The 16,446-nt window shown below is 43.8% G+C and carries 16 protein-coding genes and 1 pseudogene; all 17 read right to left on the bottom strand.

Going from position 1 to position 16,446, the window contains the following annotated elements:
- Nucleotides 1-212 precede the first annotated feature (212 nt).
- The 17 genes and pseudogenes from lysS to M4I42_RS09400 all read right to left on the bottom strand — a co-directional run bounded on the left by lysS (nucleotide 213) and on the right by M4I42_RS09400 (nucleotide 16,410).
- Nucleotides 213-1,697, bottom strand: a complete 1,485-nt coding sequence (gene lysS / locus M4I42_RS09480) for a lysine--tRNA ligase (RefSeq protein WP_268851947.1) — start codon at nucleotides 1,695-1,697, stop codon at nucleotides 213-215.
- An 83-nt stretch (nucleotides 1,698-1,780) separates the two neighbouring features.
- A pseudogene (dusB, locus tag M4I42_RS09475) lies at nucleotides 1,781-2,739 on the bottom strand (tRNA dihydrouridine synthase DusB).
- On the bottom strand, nucleotides 2,732-2,962 hold the full coding sequence (locus M4I42_RS09470) for a helix-turn-helix domain-containing protein (protein WP_268851946.1): 231 nt from the start codon (nucleotides 2,960-2,962) through the stop codon (nucleotides 2,732-2,734). The pseudogene dusB and the gene M4I42_RS09470 overlap by 8 nt, the downstream one beginning before the upstream one ends.
- Nucleotides 2,914-3,441 carry a 2-amino-4-hydroxy-6-hydroxymethyldihydropteridine diphosphokinase gene (gene folK, locus M4I42_RS09465; RefSeq protein WP_268851945.1) on the bottom strand — a complete coding sequence of 176 codons (528 nt, stop codon included), beginning with the start codon at nucleotides 3,439-3,441 and terminating at the stop codon, nucleotides 2,914-2,916. Before folK ends, M4I42_RS09470 begins: the two co-directional genes overlap by 49 nt.
- Nucleotides 3,442-3,831 carry a dihydroneopterin aldolase gene (gene folB / locus M4I42_RS09460; protein WP_268851944.1) on the bottom strand — a complete coding sequence of 130 codons (390 nt, stop codon included), beginning with the start codon at nucleotides 3,829-3,831 and terminating at the stop codon, nucleotides 3,442-3,444.
- Nucleotides 3,794-4,630 (bottom strand): dihydropteroate synthase, encoded by an 837-nt coding sequence (gene folP, locus M4I42_RS09455; RefSeq protein ID WP_268851943.1) that lies wholly within the window; start codon nucleotides 4,628-4,630, stop codon nucleotides 3,794-3,796. Before folP ends, folB begins: the two co-directional genes overlap by 38 nt.
- On the bottom strand, nucleotides 4,624-5,502 hold the full coding sequence (gene pabC, locus M4I42_RS09450; protein ID WP_268851942.1) for an aminodeoxychorismate lyase: 879 nt from the start codon (nucleotides 5,500-5,502) through the stop codon (nucleotides 4,624-4,626). The genes folP and pabC overlap by 7 nt, the downstream gene beginning before the upstream one ends.
- Before the next feature lie 3 nt (nucleotides 5,503-5,505).
- The gene (gene pabA, locus M4I42_RS09445) at nucleotides 5,506-6,084 is read right to left on the bottom strand and encodes an aminodeoxychorismate/anthranilate synthase component II (RefSeq protein ID WP_268851941.1); all 579 of its coding nucleotides are present in this window, start codon (nucleotides 6,082-6,084) and stop codon (nucleotides 5,506-5,508) included.
- Nucleotides 6,085-6,097: 13 nt separating this feature from the next.
- Nucleotides 6,098-7,498 (bottom strand): anthranilate synthase component I, encoded by a 1,401-nt coding sequence (trpE, locus tag M4I42_RS09440; protein ID WP_268851940.1) that lies wholly within the window; start codon nucleotides 7,496-7,498, stop codon nucleotides 6,098-6,100.
- Nucleotides 7,499-7,774: 276 nt separating this feature from the next.
- The gene (gene cysK, locus M4I42_RS09435; protein WP_268851939.1) at nucleotides 7,775-8,701 is read right to left on the bottom strand and encodes a cysteine synthase A; all 927 of its coding nucleotides are present in this window, start codon (nucleotides 8,699-8,701) and stop codon (nucleotides 7,775-7,777) included.
- A 253-nt stretch (nucleotides 8,702-8,954) separates the two neighbouring features.
- The gene (gene hslO / locus M4I42_RS09430) at nucleotides 8,955-9,833 is read right to left on the bottom strand and encodes an Hsp33 family molecular chaperone HslO (protein WP_268851938.1); all 879 of its coding nucleotides are present in this window, start codon (nucleotides 9,831-9,833) and stop codon (nucleotides 8,955-8,957) included.
- 16 nt (nucleotides 9,834-9,849) lie between these two features.
- Nucleotides 9,850-10,623, bottom strand: a complete 774-nt coding sequence (locus M4I42_RS09425; protein WP_268851937.1) for a type III pantothenate kinase — start codon at nucleotides 10,621-10,623, stop codon at nucleotides 9,850-9,852.
- A gap of 97 nt (nucleotides 10,624-10,720) precedes the next feature.
- On the bottom strand, nucleotides 10,721-12,610 hold the full coding sequence (gene ftsH / locus M4I42_RS09420; RefSeq protein WP_268851936.1) for an ATP-dependent zinc metalloprotease FtsH: 1,890 nt from the start codon (nucleotides 12,608-12,610) through the stop codon (nucleotides 10,721-10,723).
- 87 nt (nucleotides 12,611-12,697) lie between these two features.
- Entirely contained in the window at nucleotides 12,698-13,246 is a 549-nt protein-coding gene (gene hpt / locus M4I42_RS09415) for a hypoxanthine phosphoribosyltransferase (protein ID WP_268851935.1), read from the bottom strand.
- Between the two features lie 20 nt (nucleotides 13,247-13,266).
- Entirely contained in the window at nucleotides 13,267-14,652 is a 1,386-nt protein-coding gene (gene tilS / locus M4I42_RS09410; protein WP_268851934.1) for a tRNA lysidine(34) synthetase TilS, read from the bottom strand.
- 83 nt (nucleotides 14,653-14,735) lie between these two features.
- Nucleotides 14,736-15,704 carry a serine/threonine protein kinase gene (locus M4I42_RS09405; RefSeq protein WP_442864097.1) on the bottom strand — a complete coding sequence of 323 codons (969 nt, stop codon included), beginning with the start codon at nucleotides 15,702-15,704 and terminating at the stop codon, nucleotides 14,736-14,738.
- Entirely contained in the window at nucleotides 15,673-16,410 is a 738-nt protein-coding gene (locus tag M4I42_RS09400; RefSeq protein ID WP_268851932.1) for a VWA domain-containing protein, read from the bottom strand. Before M4I42_RS09400 ends, M4I42_RS09405 begins: the two co-directional genes overlap by 32 nt.
- Between the last annotated feature and the right edge of the window lie 36 nt (nucleotides 16,411-16,446).

Here is a 16,446-nt window from a genome sequence, read left to right as displayed (position 1 = left end):
TTATTTTTTAGTCGCTTAAGGCGACCTCTTTAATATATCACGTTTCGTTTTATTTAGTCAATACATTTTTTATTTTTTCGCTCGACCTCTTAAGGAAAAGTGACGATTTTTAATTTATCACATTTAAAACATTAAATCAACTATATTTTTCAGGTCATTTCATACGAACTAAAATAGGGGGCACTGTTATTTTGCGCGCCCCCTATGTAACGTTATTTATTGCGCATTTGCGGGAACAACAGTACATCGCGAATCGATGGAGAGTTTGTTAATAACATAACAAGACGGTCTATGCCGATCCCTAAACCACCGGTTGGCGGCATACCGTATTCCAATGCTTCAATGAAATCTTCATCCATCTCATGCGCTTCGTCATTGCCTTGTTCACGTTCTTTTAATTGTGCTTCGAAACGCTCTCTTTGGTCAATCGGATCGTTTAATTCAGTAAAGGCATTGGCATGCTCGCGTCCGACGATAAATAACTCAAAACGATCTGTAAAGCGTGGATCTTCCAGATTTTTCTTTGCCAACGGTGAAATTTCAACCGGGTGACCATAAATAAATGTCGGTTGAATTAGTTTATCTTCTACCTTTTGTTCGAAAAATTCGTTCACGATATGACCGAACGTCATATGCGGCGCTACTTCTACTCCATGTTCTTTCGCCAACGCGCGCGCCTCTTCATCGCTCATTTGCTTCCAGAAATCAACTCCTACGTATTCTTTAATCGCATCGACCATATGCAGCCGTTTCCACTGAGGCGTCAAATCTACTTCGTGCTCTCCGTATTGGATTTTTGTTGTCCCTAATACTTCTTGAGCGATGTGGGCAATCATGTTTTCTGTAAGGCTCATAATATCTTGATAATCGGCATATGCTTCATACAATTCAAGCATCGTGAACTCTGGATTATGACGCGTAGAAACCCCTTCGTTACGGAAGACACGGCCAATTTCATATACTTTTTCTAATCCGCCGACGATAAGGCGTTTTAAGTGCAATTCGATCGCAATACGCATATATAGCGGAATATCCAATGCATTATGATGTGTAATAAACGGACGTGCTGCCGCTCCTCCAGCAATCGAATGCATCATCGGCGTTTCGACTTCTAAATATCCATGGTTGTCTAAGTAACGACGCATCGATTGAATAATTAAACTACGCGTAATAAACGTATTTTTGCTTTCTGGATTCATAATCAAATCTAAATAACGTTGACGGTAGCGTTGTTCAATATCTTTTAATCCATGGTATTTTTCCGGCAGAGGACGCAACGCCTTTGTTAAAAGCTCATAAGACGAAACTTTAACGGACAACTCGCCGACTTTTGTTTTAAAAACGGTACCATGGACGCCAACAATATCCCCTAAATCGGACGTATCGAACAATTCGTATTGTTCTTCACCAACATCATCTTTCCGAACATAAATTTGGATTTGCCCTGTTAAATCTTGAATATGTGCAAATCCAGCTTTTCCTTTGCCACGCTTTGTCATGATGCGGCCAGCAATTGCCACTTGAATTTGTTTTTCTTCTAATTCTTCTTTTGATAAATCCCCATACAAATCGAAAAGCTCTTGCGCTTTATGGGTACGCTCGAAGCGTTTTCCAAATGGGTCGATGCCTTTTTGTCTTAGTTTGTTTAGTTTTTCTCTGCGAACTCGTAGCTGGTCATTTAATTCTTCATTACTCATAAAATTCACTCCATTTTGAAATTTTATTAAAAATACTGCCAGCAAAGGCCGGCAGTGAACGAACCGTTATTACGTCTTTCTCATTACACAGCCTGCACGTTTTGTTTTGCTTCTACTTCTTCTACAAAGTTCATTAAAAGTGAAACAAGCTCTTCGCGAGTATTGCATTCGTTAATCGCATTGCGTACTTTTGCATTTCCGCGGATGCCTTTTAAATACCAAGCAGCGTGCTTGCGCATTTCTTTGACCGCAATATGCTCATTTTTCAAAGCAATCAAACGGTCAAGATGCAAAATGCACACATCAATTTTTTCTCTGACAGAAGGCTCTGGAATCAATTCTCCTGTTTCTAAATAACGGACCGTCCGATCATCACACCGTCTACCCCTGTTTCCTCTAGCATTCGTTTTGCATCTTGAGGGGTTTGGACATCGCCATTTCCGATGACCGGGATCTTAACCGCTTCTTTGACTTGTTTAATGACGTTCCAGTCCGCTTTACCTTCGTACATTTGCGCTCTCGTTCTTCCGTGGACGGCAACGGCTTTGCCCCCCGCACGTTCGACCGCTTGAGCATTTTCGACCGCATAAATATGATGCTCATCCCATCCGATCCGCATTTTTACTGTTACAGGCTTTTCGACCGCATCAACAACCGCGCTGACGACATCGTAAATTTTGTTTGGGTCTAGCAGCCATTTTGCGCCGGCATCACATTTTGTGATTTTCGGAACAGGGCAGCCCATATTAATATCGATAATATCTGCGTTCGTATTTTTATCGACAAATCGCGCCGCTTCAACGAGCGTTTCCTTCTCTCCGCCAAAAATTTGCAAGCTTAACGGTTTCTCGCGTTCATCGATGTAAAGCATATCTAACGTTTTCTCATTGTTAAATAAAATACCCTTATCGCTGACCATTTCTGCACAAACAAGACCGGCTCCGAATTCTTTGACAGTCAAACGAAATGCTGAGTTGCATACTCCGGCCATCGGGGCAAGAACGACACGATTTTTGATTTCAACATTCCCGATTTTAAACATGTTCGAACCTCCTTTCTTCATCCGGCGGATAAAGTTCCTCTATTGCTATGTTTAAGCACTTTGCTGCCATTTGCAAAAACTGTTCCGTTGGCAACCGGTTTCCGCGCTCAATTTCCCCTAAAACGGATACCGACACACCTAAGTCTTTTGCAAACCGCTCTTGTGTGTATCCTTTTAGTTTTCGAAAAGCGCGAATACGTCTCCCCCACTTTTCTGCTTCCATAGGCGTACCCCTTCTTTATCCGATAGTTCATCTATCAGTAACGCTGCATGGCGTTTCATAGTTGGAATGTGTATATGTTCATCAATTTCGAGCAACGGAACTAAGACAAATGCTCTTTCTGTCATTCGTGGATGCGGAATCGTAAGTCGCTCTGTTTCAATATTTTCGTGATTATATAATAAAATGTCAAGGTCTAACGTGCGCGGTCCCCATCGTATTTCCCGTTTTCTCCCTAGTTCCTGCTCGATTTTTTGCGTCACTTCCAGCAAAGCAAAAGGAGAAAGGGAGGTCCGGATGTGAACGACCATGTTTAAAAATTTATTTTGCTGAACGTAACCGACAGGATCGGTTTCATAAATCGAAGATGTTTCGACAACTAAAATTTGCTCATACTCCGCTAATTTTTTAACAGCCTCGTGCAAATATCGCAGACGATTGCCGATATTAGAGCCGAGCGCGATATATGCTTGATTGTCCATTTAACGACCCCTTACTATCTCTACTGCGACAGATTGATAATGCCCTTTAATGGGCGGATTCGGTTTACTCACCTTGACGGTGCATTGTCCAATCGTCGGAAAAGAAGATAAAATGCGATGTGCAATTTGCTCGGCGACCGCTTCAATTAAAGTAAACTGCTTTTCTTCCACTATTTCACGGCAAATTTCGTACAGTTCCGCATAATTAATCGTATCAGCTAGACAATCTCTTTCCCCTGCTTTTTTTAAATCGGTTTCGACGATTAAATCGACATAAAAGCGCTGCCCGAGAACGTGCTCTTCGGGGATCGCCCCGTGGTAGCCATAAAACTCCATCCCGTTTACATAAATTTTATCGATGACCCCCGCCCCCTTTGCCAAGCATCGCATCCATCATTTTAGCCATTCTCGCCATCGGCAACACATCGTGGACACGAACAATGTGAACGCCTTTCGCGATGCCGAGGCAAACGGTCGCCCCCGTTCCTTCCACCCGCTCATCAACAGGCAAATCAAGAACGTGGCCGATAAATGATTTCCGCGACGTCCCTAACAACAACGGATATCCTAATTTCGCAAACTCATCCAAATGCCGCATCACTTGTAAATTATGCTCCGCCGTTTTTGCAAAGCCAATCCCAGGGTCTAAAATAATGGCTTCATCTTTGACCCCCGCTTTTTTCACGATTTCCACGCTTTCAAGCAAGTCAGAAATCATATCCGGAATTAAGTTTTCGTAGTCAGGTTGGCGACGATTATGCATTAAAATGATCGGGACGCGATAATGTGCTGCTACTTCCGCCATAGTCGAGTCCGCTTTTGCTCCCCATACATCGTTGATGATATGGGCACCTGCTTCGATCGCTTGTTTCGCTACCTCTGCCTTATATGTGTCGACGGAAATAGGAACGTTGACTTCCGCAGCTACCGCTTTCACAACAGGAATGACCCGCCGCAATTCTTCTTCCAACGACACTTTTTCGGCCCCTGGACGCGTTGATTCGCCACCGATGTCGATAATATCCGCTCCTTCGACTACTAATTTTTTCGCATGCTCTACCGCACGATCGATAGCGTTAAATCGGCCGCCGTCGGAAAAAGAGTCGGGAGTGACGTTTAAAATGCCCATAATGATCGTTTTTTGCTGAATATCGAGTGTATAACGTCCACATTGAATTGTTGTTACCATTGCTGGTCGATCCTTTCTATTAACTCATGTCTTGTCCACAAATGAGCAGCGAAGCGCTCATAATACTTCTTTAACCGCTTCGTCACCGGTCCTTCTTTTCCAAGATAGCAACGGTCATGAATCCGCACAACTGGCACAATTTCTTGAATCGAATTCGTTAAAAACACTTCGTCCGCTGTTTCTAATTCATGCAAACGATATAGCCCTTCTTCATAACAGATTTGTAAAGCGGTAAAGAGCGCCAACACAAATTGGCGCGTAATGCCGTTTAACGCTCCTGTTTCTAAAGAAGGGGTATACACGATACCGTTTTTGACCCAGAAAATATTTGAAACGATTCCTTCGGTCACGAACCCTTGTTCATTCAGAAAAATTCCTTCCATTCGCGGATCGTTGCCGATTTCTCGCTTCCCAAGGACGTTGTTCAAATAATGATGAGATTTCAACCGTTTCTTCCCTTCAGGGCTATTTCGCTTTGTCTTTAAAATCGCACATACCTTTTCTGAAGAAGCAACGGAAGGAAGGGGCTTCATATAGACAATGACAACAGGCGCAGTATATGAGTCCGTCTGCAAACCAATATCACCGACTCCGGCGGATACGTTCAGGCGCACATACACATCTTTGAGTTCGTTAGCTTGCAAAAGCTGACGAAGAACGGCCATCACTTCATCGCGATGTAGCACCAAATCAATATTCATATCCACTAAACTGTCATTGAGCCTCTCTAGATGGTCATCCAATAAAAACGGATGACCGTTATACGTGCGGAACGTTTCAAATGCACCGAGCCCGTACATAAAACCGTGATCAAACGGGGAAATGCGCGCCTCTTCTTTTCGAACGATTTCACCGTTTACATATACATACATCGATTATCGAACCCTTTTATACGTTTGAATAAAGTTTTTCAATAGTTCCATTCCATGGGCTGTCATAATCGATTCCGGATGAAACTGCACACCTTCCACCGGAAGCGTTTTATGACGGATGGCCATAATTTCATCGTCTTCTGTCCACGCAGAAATCTCTAAGCAGCTTGGCAACGTTTCTTTCTTCACAATAAGCGAATGATAGCGAGTAGCTGTAAATGGAGTAGGAATACCGGAAAAAATCGTTTTTCCATCGTGAAAAATTTGCGATGTTTTTCCGTGCATTAACTTTTGCGCGCGAACGACTTCGCCCCCAAACACTTGCGCAATGGACTGATGGCCCAAGCAAACGCCGAAAATCGGAATTTTCCCCGCAAAATATTCGATCGCTGACAAGCTAATCCCCGCTTCATTCGGGCTGCACGGCCCCGGCGAAATCATCAAAAAATCGGGGCGGAGCGCTTCTATTTGTTCAATCGTTACTTCGTCGTTTCGCTTAACGATCAGCTCTTCGCCTAACTCCCCTAAATATTGCACTAAGTTGTACGTAAACGAATCATAGTTATCAATCATTAAAATCATCCGTCTCACCTCGTCATAATTCTACTTCGCTCATCTCTTTCGCTTTCCATAAGGCAATCGCCTTCTTTAAACATTCTTTATATTCGTATTCCGGGCGTGAGTCGATCACAATTCCTGCTCCGGCTTGCACATGCGCCAATCCGTCTTTGGCGATCATCGTCCGAATGGCAATATTCAACTCCATATCTCCGTTAAAGCCAATCCAACCGATCGATCCTGTATAAATGCTGCGTCTTACCGGTTCCAATTCCTCGATAATCTCCATTGTACGCACTTTTGGTGCGCCGGTAATCGTTCCGCCAGGAAACACCGCTTGAATGACATCAAAAGCGTCTTTCCCGTTTTCCAGCTCACCTGATACGTGTGACACAATGTGCATCACATGAGAATACGCTTCAATGGTCATCCATTCATCTACTTTTACTGTACCATATTTGCATACTCTTCCTAAATCATTTCGTTCTAAATCAACAAGCATAAGATGTTCGGCCCGCTCTTTTTCATTCGCGAGCAGCTCATTGGCAATTTTTTGATCTTCTCCCGCCGTTTTTCCGCGCGAACGCGTTCCAGCAATCGGTCTCGTGCTCACGTGCGGTCCTCGTTTTTTCACGAGCAACTCCGGCGAACCACTCACTACTTGGAAGTCCGGAAAGTGAAGGTAAGCCATATACGGAGAAGGATTTAATAGGCGCAGCTTTTCATAAATGTGAAAAGGGTGTGTACGTAACGGTTTTGACTGCCTTACAGATAAGTTTACTTGAAATACGTCGCCTTGGGCGATGTATTTCCGGACCTTTTCAACCGCCTCCATAAACTCCGCTTCCGTCATTGAAACAGATTCATGGTTCGCCGGTGGAATAAATGACATTGGCTCAATTTCTTCGTTCTCCCTTAACCATAGCGACTCATAGAAAGAAAGGCGTTTTTCTGCTTCTTCCCGTTTTCCCTCGGCATAATGGGTCATCAAATGTAATGCCTCTTCTTCATGATCATAAACGAAGACATCGTCAAAAATAAAAAAATATAAATCAGGAAGTTCAAGGTCATCTTTTGCCTTTGAAGGCAACCGTTCGATATAACGAGCGCAATCATAGCTAATATACCCGATCGCTCCGCCTTGAAAATCTGGACCGTCATGAACGAATTCCGCTTTCCATTGCGCAAACCACTGTTTCATTAAATGCAGCGGATTCCCTTTCAGTCGAGTTTCTTCACCTTTATACTGAATCACTAGCTCCTCGCCTTTTCCTTGCACAATGCCGACCGGGCGCATTCCGATGATGCTATAACGTCCCGCACGGCCGCTTTCTAACAAAACGTGGTATGGCTCGTTTTGGATGAGCGATTTATATTGTTTAAACCAATCTCGCTGTTGATAAGAAACTTTCCGTCCTAATATTTTCCGCAGTCCCATAAGAGGCGGTTACACTCCTTCCTTTGTTGCCACATACAAACACACACTTGTTTTTGCATCTATATAAGTTGAAATTTTGTTTTACATCCAGCGGATCACTTCACCACGTTATATCATATCGGTTTGTATTTAGATGAAAACGGAAACGAAAAATCGGAAATTCTTTATTGCAACTTATATATCGAAAAAGTTTGTGTCCAAACTTAGTTATACATCACCTATTGTACTATAAAAAAATTTCGACAGGGAGTATTCCCTGCCGAAATGTTGCTTTCCTTATTCTTCGAATTGATACAAAGCCGTGCTTAAGTAGCGTTCGCCGTTACTTGGAATAATCGCCAATACTTTTTTCCCTTTTCCAAGCTGCTTCGCTACTTTTAATGCTGCGTGAATAGCCGCACCAGATGAAATCCCGCCTAAAATTCCTTCTTCCCGCGCAGCGCGGCGAGCCGCTGCAAACGCTTCTTCCGTTTTGACGGTAATGACTTCATCGTAAATTTCCGTGTTTAAAATGTCCGGTACAAACCCTGCGCCAATTCCTTGAATTTTATGCGGACCTGGTTTTCCGCCTGACAATACCGGGGAATCAGCTGGCTCAACCGCATAAATTTTAATGTTTGGATACGCTTCGCGAAGCACTTCACCGGCTCCGGTAATCGTTCCACCTGTACCGATTCCTGCGACAAACGCATCAAGCTGGTCGCCCATTTGCTCGACAATTTCTCTTCCCGTCGTTAAACGGTGAATTTCTGGGTTTGCTTCGTTTTTAAATTGTTGCGGCATAAAGTATCCATGCTCGTTTGCAAGTTCTTCCGCTTTGCGAATCGCCCCGCGCATTCCTTCGCTTCCTGGTGTTAATACTAGCTCCGCACCATAAGCGCGCAATAAATTACGGCGCTCTAAACTCATTGTATCCGGCATAACAAGAATAGCTTTATACCCTTTAGCTGCGGCTACCATCGCCAACCCGATTCCTGTATTGCCGCTCGTCGGCTCAATAATGGTATCGCCTGGCTTTAATTTCCCTTCTTTTTCGGCTGCTTCAATCATCGCCAAAGCAATCCGGTCTTTGACGCTGCTTCCTGGATTCATAAATTCTAATTTCACATATACATCTGCGCTGTCTTCATCAACGATGCGATTTAATTTAACTGCTGGCGTATCCCCGATTAATTCTGTAATGGAATTTACTGCACGTGCCATATTATCCACCCCTAATCCCGAGTAATTTTATCGAATTTATTTAAAATTTATCAGCTATTTTATCAATTGTCAATTATTTAATTTTTTAATTTTTTTTGGCTCTTCACCGAAAGTTGTACTTGACTATTTCAGAACACGCCTTCTCTGTACTTATAAGGAAAAATCAGTAAATCAGATTTTTCGTACACGGCGGCTCAAGAAAATCCCCCGCTTGTCAAGTACATGTTGTGGTGATGAACCTTTTTTTTGACGGTCACTCCGCAAGCCGCTTAAGTTTTTCTAAATCTTCTCTCGTAAAGCGGTACGTTTCGTTGCAAAAATGACACGATGCTTCTGCATACCCTTCTTCGTCAATGATGTCTTGAATTTCTTTAGGGCCTAAACTAATGATCGCATCCGCAATCCGCTCGCGCGAACAGCGGCATACAAAAGCAACCGGAAGCGTTTCAAGAATTTTGACATTTCCTTTTCCGAGCAGTTCTTCTAAAATTTCTTCAGGCGTTAACCCTTTTTCAATCATTCTTGAAACCGGAGGAATGGACTTCAGCCGTTGTTCGATTTTATCAATCGTTTTTTCTTCTGTGTCAGGCATAAGCTGAAGAATAAATCCTCCAGCGGCGAGAATCGTGCCGTCAGGATTAACTAATACTCCTACTCCGACAGATGAAGGGATTTGCTCAGATGAAACAAAATAGTACGTAAAATCTTCCCCGAGCTCTCCAGACACAAGCGGAACTTGCCCTGTAAAAAAGTCGCGCAGCCCTAAATCTTTCACCACCGTTAACATGCCGTTTGTCCCGACAGCTCGGGCAACGTCTAGTTTTCCATGCTGATTTAACTCAAAGTGAACGTGAGGATTCGTCACATACCCCCTCACTTCCCCGTTGGCGTTGCTATCGACGAGAATGGCGCCAATCGGGCCGCCCCCTTCAATTTTAATCGTCAGTTTACTGTCGCCTTTTAGCATCGCACCCATCATGACACCGGCTGTCATCGCCCGGCCAAGAGCAGCTGAGGCAGTCGGCCATGTTTGGTGGCGGCGCTGCGCTTCGCCGACCGTCTCTGTTGTTCGCACAGAATACGCTCTTACTTGACCGTCATACGCTAACGCTTTTACTAAATAGTCTGACATATTTGCTCACCTTTTCCTATTTTTTGTCTACATTTTTCATATAAAGAAGATGCAATCCTTTTAATGTTAAAAATGGATCGACAATATCAATAACGCTTGATTCGTGTGCAATGAGAGAAGCTAATCCTCCTGTTGCAATCACTTTAGGTGGGATCGTGCTTTTTTCTTTCATTCGCGATACGATTCCTTCGACTTGTCCGACATATCCGTACAATATGCCTGCCTGCATCGCACTTACCGTATTTTTCCCGATAATATCATCCGGGCGAGCGATTTCAATACGTGGCAATTTAGCTGCCCGTGAATATAGCGCTTCAGTCGAAATCGTAATTCCCGGTGCAATCGCCCCCCCCATATATTGTTTATGTTCATTAATATAACAATACGTCGTCGCTGTCCCGAAATCGACAATAATGAGCGGGCTTCCGTACAAATGAATGCCTGCAACAGCGTTGACAATGCGGTCCGCCCCTACTTCTTTCGGATTATCATATTTAATATTCAGTCCGGTCTTAATCCCAGGTCCGACAATCAATGGCTTAATGTGAAAGTATTTAACGCACATCCGTTCAAGCGCAAACATAATCGGAGGCACAACGGAGGAGATAATGATGCCGTCGATATCGGAAAAGTCAAGACCAACATGATTGAGAAGCGCTTTAATCGTCATGCCGTATTCATCTTCCGTTTTCCCTCGGCTCGTTTCAATGCGCCAATGATGTTTTAGCTCATCCCCGTCATACACTCCTAAAACGGTATTCGTATTGCCGACATCTAACACAAAAATCATCGCTTCATCCCCACTTCTCACAAATTCTTACTTTTCTCATCATACCATAAGAGTTGCTCTCAACGGTAAAAAAAGATGCCCCTGTAAAAGAGACATCTTATTCTTCTTTCTTTGTATGGATATTTACTTTTACGTCATCCTGCTTCTCGTGATTTCCGTTGCGATTTGGCAAAGTTCCATGCTCGAACAAATGTTTAATTTGCTCTGCATCCAACGTTTCTACTTCTAGCAACGTTTGAGCGATCAGTTCTAATTTGTCGCGATTTTCCGTTAAGATGCGTTTTGCCTTTTCATAACATTCTTTAATGATTCGTTGAATTTCTAAGTCGATCTCATAAGCGATTTGGTCGCTGTAGTTTTGTTCATTATGCAAATCGCGCCCTAAAAACACTTGACCGTGAGACTGGCCGAACTGCATCGGGCCAAGCTTATCGCTCATTCCAAATTCCGTTACCATTCGGCGAGCAATGTTAGTGGCGCGTTGGAAGTCGTTGTGCGCTCCGGTACTGACCTCATTGAACACAATTTCTTCGGCAACACGACCGCCTAACAAGCCGGCAATTTTGTCTAACAGCTCCGGTTTTGTCATAAAATAGCGATCTTCTTTTGGCAACATGACTGCATAGCCGCCCGCTTGACCGCGCGGAACGATCGTTACTTTATGCACCATTTCCGCATCCGCTAACACCATGCCGATCACCGTATGGCCTGCCTCATGGTATGCGACAATGCGACGCTCTTTTTCCGATATGACGCGACTCTTTTTCGCCGGTCCAGCAATAACGCGATCTGTCGCCTCATCAATGTCGCTCATATCAATTTTCTTTTTATTTTGCCGTGCTGCGACAAGTGCCGCCTCATTAAGCAAGTTTTCTAAATCTGCTCCAGAAAATCCTGGCGTACGCATCGCGATCGCTTTTAAATCGACCGACTCATCCAACGGTTTATTGCGAGCATGTACCCGAAGTACCGCCTCACGTCCCTTCACGTCTGGACGGTCCACCGTAATTTGACGGTCAAAGCGGCCCGGGCGCAACAATGCAGGGTCTAAAATATCTGGGCGGTTCGTTGCGGCGATAATAATGATGCCTTCATTGCCGCTAAATCCATCCATTTCAACAAGCAATTGGTTGAGCGTTTGCTCGCGCTCGTCATGGCCGCCGCCAAGTCCGGCGCCGCGCTGACGACCGACAGCGTCGATTTCGTCGATAAAAATGATACAAGGCGCATTCTTTTTCGCTGTCTCAAACAAGTCGCGGACGCGTGACGCACCGACACCAACGAACATTTCCACAAAGTCTGAACCGCTGATTGAGAAAAACGGTACGCCTGCTTCTCCTGCTACCGCCCGCGCTAATAACGTTTTCCCTGTCCCCGGAGGCCCGACAAGCAAAACGCCTTTCGGAATGCGAGCTCCAAGCTCGACAAATTTGCGCGGATCTTTTAAAAATTCAACGATTTCCACGAGTTCCTGCTTTTCTTCATCCGCTCCAGCGACATCGCGGAAACGCACTTTTTTCTTATCTTCGCTATAAAGTCTTGCCCGGCTTTTGCCGAAATTCATCACCCGGCTGCCGCCGCCTTGCGCCTGATTAAGCAGGAAGAAGAACAGAATAAAGATGATAACAAACGGGATAATGGAAGTAAAGAACGTGACCCAGCCGCTCGTTTCATCTGCCGGCATCACTTCCACTTTCGTCCGTTTCGCTGCTACATCAATCCGGTTTAAAATCGGATCGCTGTTCATGACATACGTCGAAAAATATTGCCCTTCGGCATATGTTTTCAACTGTCCTCTAATTTCATATACGCCGCGTTCCGGCTTCATGGAAAACGACTTAACATCGCCGTTTTCAAGGTGTGTGATAAAAGCATCGTACGTCATCGGCTCCGTCCGTTGGTTGCTTCCGTTAAAGAAGCTGACAACTCCAATGACAACGAGAAAAATCAGTAAATAAAAAATCGTATTACGGAAGATCCGATTCATTTCTTGCCTCCTCCCATATAAAACACACTATACTCAATAGTATCATAGAAAATCATTCCAATACAACCAATTCGCCGTACGGACGGATCACTTATTACTGTATACTTCCGGCTTTAATACACCGATGTAAGGAAGGTTCCGGTATTTCTCGCAGTAATCTAATCCATACCCAACAACAAACTCGTCTGGAACAATAAAACCTACATAATCAGCTTCAATGTTTGCTTTACGTCCAGAAGGTTTATCTAAAAGCGTGACAATTTTGATTGATTTGGCCTTCCGATAGCGGAACAATTCCACTAAATAGCTTAACGTTAAACCGCTATCGATAATGTCTTCAATAATTAAAATGTCGCGCCCTTCAACAGAGGTGTTTAAGTCTTTTAAAATTTTGACTTCTCCCGACGAAACAGTCGCATTTCCATAGCTCGATACATCCATAAAGTCCATTTCTAAATATGTATCAATATGTTTCAACAGATCGGCCATAAAAGGCAGCGCTCCTTTTAAAACGCCGACAGCCAGTGGAAAACGCCCTTCATACTCTTCTGTCAACAGTTTTCCCAATTCTTTTACTTTTTCCTGTATTTGTTCTTGCGTTACTAAAATTTTTTGAATATCTTGATTCATCCCCATTTTCATTTCCTCCTAGATGTTCATTGCTCTTTATAGTGTAATACAAGATAGCTCGTTTTTGTAATATCAGTTGCTTCAAAAGCAGATTTTTTTAGCTTTGGCAGCCATAAAATCCTCCCTTGCCCATCTTCCACCACCGGCCAAATATCACGATCATGAAGCGGGATTTTATTTTCAATAAAAATTTCCTTAATTTTTTTCGTACCGTCCATCCCTTTTACCGCCATCCGATCGCCGGCGCGTCTCGTACGCACGCGCAGCGGAAATACAATCGTTTCCGGATCAAGGATGAAAAAAGCGTTCCCTTTTGCTTCTTCCGGATAGTGTTCCCGAAATTCGCTGACAATTGCATGTCCGTTTGGCAAATAGATCGTCGACGGAACAGACACGTCCAACACATAAGCATTCGTTTTTTTTGCTTGAAACGTAAAATAGCAAACATCGTAAGAGCGAATGATTTTTAAACCATCTGGAAAATCTAACCGACCAGAAGGGTGGTTATTCATTAACAAAGTTAAGGCATTGCTTATATGTATGGAGGACAAAGAAGAAGGAATACTCGCATAGAGATAGTTCAATATTAGTTGAATCCCTCTTCTTTGTAAAGGCTTTGGCATTGTTTGAAACGGACGGATTTGCAGCCTAATTTCACCAGGCTGTTTTTCCATTACCTTATTCATCGCTTCGTTCGTTAATTCCTCTAAAAACGCCTCGTCTTCAAGCACCGTTTCGCTGTAGTGCTGGAATCGCTCATGAACGCGCGGATTTTCTTTTTTTAAAAAAGGGAGCAATACGTGGCGAAACCGATTTCGAGTGTAATCATCTTTTTCATTGCTAACATCATAGCGCGGCTGAAGACCATGCTCATGACAATACGCTTCAATCTCATGGCGGCTGACGCATAAAAACGGTCGGATAATGTATCCGCGGTGAAATGGACGTTTAAATGGAATGCCAGCATAGCCTTTTCCGCTGCTGCCGCGGACGAGCCGCATTAAAATTGTTTCCATTTGATCGTCCCCGTGATGCGCTAACGCTAAAAAGGCAGCCGAATGCTTGTCCATTACTTCTTGAAAAAAGCGATAACGGCATTCACGCGCCGCTTCTTGCGCCCCGATTTTCTTCTGGCGTTGAAAAGCAGGAACATCAATTTGTTTCGCCTCACATATAATACCGAGTTGGTCACAAAAATGTTTCACAAAATGCATATCTTCTTCCGATTGCCGACCACGAAACATGTGGTCGACATGGGCTGCAACGAGAGTGATGTTCCATTCTTGCCGAATCGTATAAAAAAAATGTAGCAAAGCAAGGGAATCCGGCCCGCCGGAAACGCCGACGACAATCGTTGAATCCGGCGTAAGCAGCTGGTGTTTTTTTATAAACGAGCGCACGGTTGAACGCATATAGCCAAAACCTCTTTAACGAATTTTCTACACTATTAATCGTATCATTAATGAAACATTTTCTCAAAAAAGAAGTTTGGATTTTAAAGAATTTGCCCATATAAATACAAAGCGTACACACATAATAGTGTCACAACAATGAAGGCCGTTTCAAGGACGCCGCTTCTTTTTTTCGATTTCTTATGATGTTGTTTTCTCGACGATGACTGTTTCGGCGCAACAAAAGGTTTGGATGGCAAATCGTCATGATGAATGGCAGCAACTAAGTCCCGTTTCATATCGATCGCCCGTTTATATGCTCCATCAATTGCCTTCATCAATACGTTTTGATATTTTCGCAACGTAGCATCCGCTCGAATCATTGTGAACAATTGCTGGCGGGTATTTTCTTTCCTTTCAAACTTTAGCGGATAGCAAGCATGAATCATAATCATCGCCACCGCGAACAAATCGTAAGCAGGATCGGCTTTTCGCGAGCCTAATCCCCAGTATCCCCGATCGTAAAATTCGGTAAACTCTTTAATGGCCCGCCCTTGCAACGTCGTTCCTCCGACATCAAGAAGACGAACGGTTGGCGGCATTCCGGCCACTAATAAATTTTCTGGTTTTAGATCGCCAAACACCCATCCTTCCTCATGAAGCTGGTCCAAAGCGGATAATAGTTGAAGTACTAAAATAACAATCCATTCTTTTCCTCTTTTTTTAATAAAAGAAAAAAATTCCTCTCCTTTTATATATTCCATCACATAAAACGGAATCGCTCGGTTTGTATAAGGATCGAACCAATCATCCATATCTAGCAAAGAAGGTCCAAGGGCGGCTCCCTGGACCTTGGAAAAACGTTTTAACACATTCACCTCAGATGTAATGGACGTGCCATTGTCGCTTAACTTTATCGCGACAAGTCCTTTCATGCTTTCTGCTAAATAAACGGCGCCATTCGCTCCGCTACCGAGCGGCTTTACAATTTTATACGCATGATTGTGCCACTTCCCAACGATCACCGTACCGACTGGTAGTTTACATAGATGATTCTTCAAAATAGGATTCATCACGGACAATCAAGCTCCTTAACGAACGTGTTTTCTGAAAATGGCTAACCGCTCGGCGCAATGCAGGGCCTGTCGGCGTAAGCCCACCGGATGTCAGTTTAGGGAATACAGACGATAGCGCTTCTAGCTTCGGAGTCCAATCTAACACTTTTTCGACATCTTCGTGCTTTCCCGGAAATACAAACACGGAAAAGAGATTGTCCCCCATGCGGGCATTTAAGCTGAGCGATAAGTCAAAAAGCGCCTCTTTTACCGTCGGAAGCTTCGTCTTCATGCTTCCGCTCGTGTCTACTAATATTAAAACTTCCAATTCGACCGTTTCGCCGAGTTCATCGACAATTTCCATCACTTCGCCGCGTTTTTCCGGCGGCAAGTCTTCCATTGATACATTAGAACCTAAAATTTGTTTCAGTTCTCGATTGACCACCCCTTGCAACGTTTGCGTCATCGCTTTGCGCGTGACCATTTGCACGGTTTGTGATAGCTGCTTTGCATAAACTACTTGGCTTATCCCACCCCCAGCCATCGCAATTCCTTCAATTTCGCGCAGCCCATTTTCATCCATCGTATCTTGGTCGAGTACGCCGATAACATTCACGGTAATTCCTTGCTCTTTCGCAAGTGCAGCCATTGCAATCGGATCTTCGCCATGGTTGGAACAACCGTCTGTAATTAATAAAATTTGCCGTAATGTTCCTTTTCGCACCTTCCATTCCCCTCCTCAATTGATGTATTCCCATCA

It is taken from the genome of Anoxybacillus sp. J5B_2022 (assembly GCF_026847645.1).
Classification (GTDB): domain Bacteria; phylum Bacillota; class Bacilli; order Bacillales; family Anoxybacillaceae; genus Anoxybacteroides.
The sequence above is the reverse complement of the archived record's forward strand: the minus strand, read 5'-3'. Positions and strand labels throughout refer to the sequence as shown.

What these genes read in the sequence shown, in the direction of transcription:
- lysS (WP_268851947.1), bottom strand. Translation starts at nt 1,697, where the DNA reads ATGAGTAATGAAGAATTAAATGACCAGCTACGAGTTCGCAGAGAAAAA.
- M4I42_RS09470 (WP_268851946.1), bottom strand. Translation starts at nt 2,962, where the DNA reads ATGGAAGCAGAAAAGTGGGGGAGACGTATTCGCGCTTTTCGAAAACTA.
- folK (WP_268851945.1), bottom strand. Translation starts at nt 3,441, where the DNA reads ATGGACAATCAAGCATATATCGCGCTCGGCTCTAATATCGGCAATCGT.
- folB (WP_268851944.1), bottom strand. Translation starts at nt 3,831, where the DNA reads ATGCGATGCTTGGCAAAGGGGGCGGGGGTCATCGATAAAATTTATGTA.
- folP (WP_268851943.1), bottom strand. Translation starts at nt 4,630, where the DNA reads ATGGTAACAACAATTCAATGTGGACGTTATACACTCGATATTCAGCAA.
- pabC (WP_268851942.1), bottom strand. Translation starts at nt 5,502, where the DNA reads ATGTATGTATATGTAAACGGTGAAATCGTTCGAAAAGAAGAGGCGCGC.
- pabA (WP_268851941.1), bottom strand. Translation starts at nt 6,084, where the DNA reads ATGATTTTAATGATTGATAACTATGATTCGTTTACGTACAACTTAGTG.
- trpE (WP_268851940.1), bottom strand. Translation starts at nt 7,498, where the DNA reads ATGGGACTGCGGAAAATATTAGGACGGAAAGTTTCTTATCAACAGCGA.
- cysK (WP_268851939.1), bottom strand. Translation starts at nt 8,701, where the DNA reads ATGGCACGTGCAGTAAATTCCATTACAGAATTAATCGGGGATACGCCA.
- hslO (WP_268851938.1), bottom strand. Translation starts at nt 9,833, where the DNA reads ATGTCAGACTATTTAGTAAAAGCGTTAGCGTATGACGGTCAAGTAAGA.
- M4I42_RS09425 (WP_268851937.1), bottom strand. Translation starts at nt 10,623, where the DNA reads ATGATTTTTGTGTTAGATGTCGGCAATACGAATACCGTTTTAGGAGTG.
- ftsH (WP_268851936.1), bottom strand. Translation starts at nt 12,610, where the DNA reads ATGAATCGGATCTTCCGTAATACGATTTTTTATTTACTGATTTTTCTC.
- hpt (WP_268851935.1), bottom strand. Translation starts at nt 13,246, where the DNA reads ATGGGGATGAATCAAGATATTCAAAAAATTTTAGTAACGCAAGAACAA.
- tilS (WP_268851934.1), bottom strand. Translation starts at nt 14,652, where the DNA reads ATGCGTTCAACCGTGCGCTCGTTTATAAAAAAACACCAGCTGCTTACG.
- M4I42_RS09405 (WP_442864097.1), bottom strand. Translation starts at nt 15,704, where the DNA reads ATGAATCCTATTTTGAAGAATCATCTATGTAAACTACCAGTCGGTACG.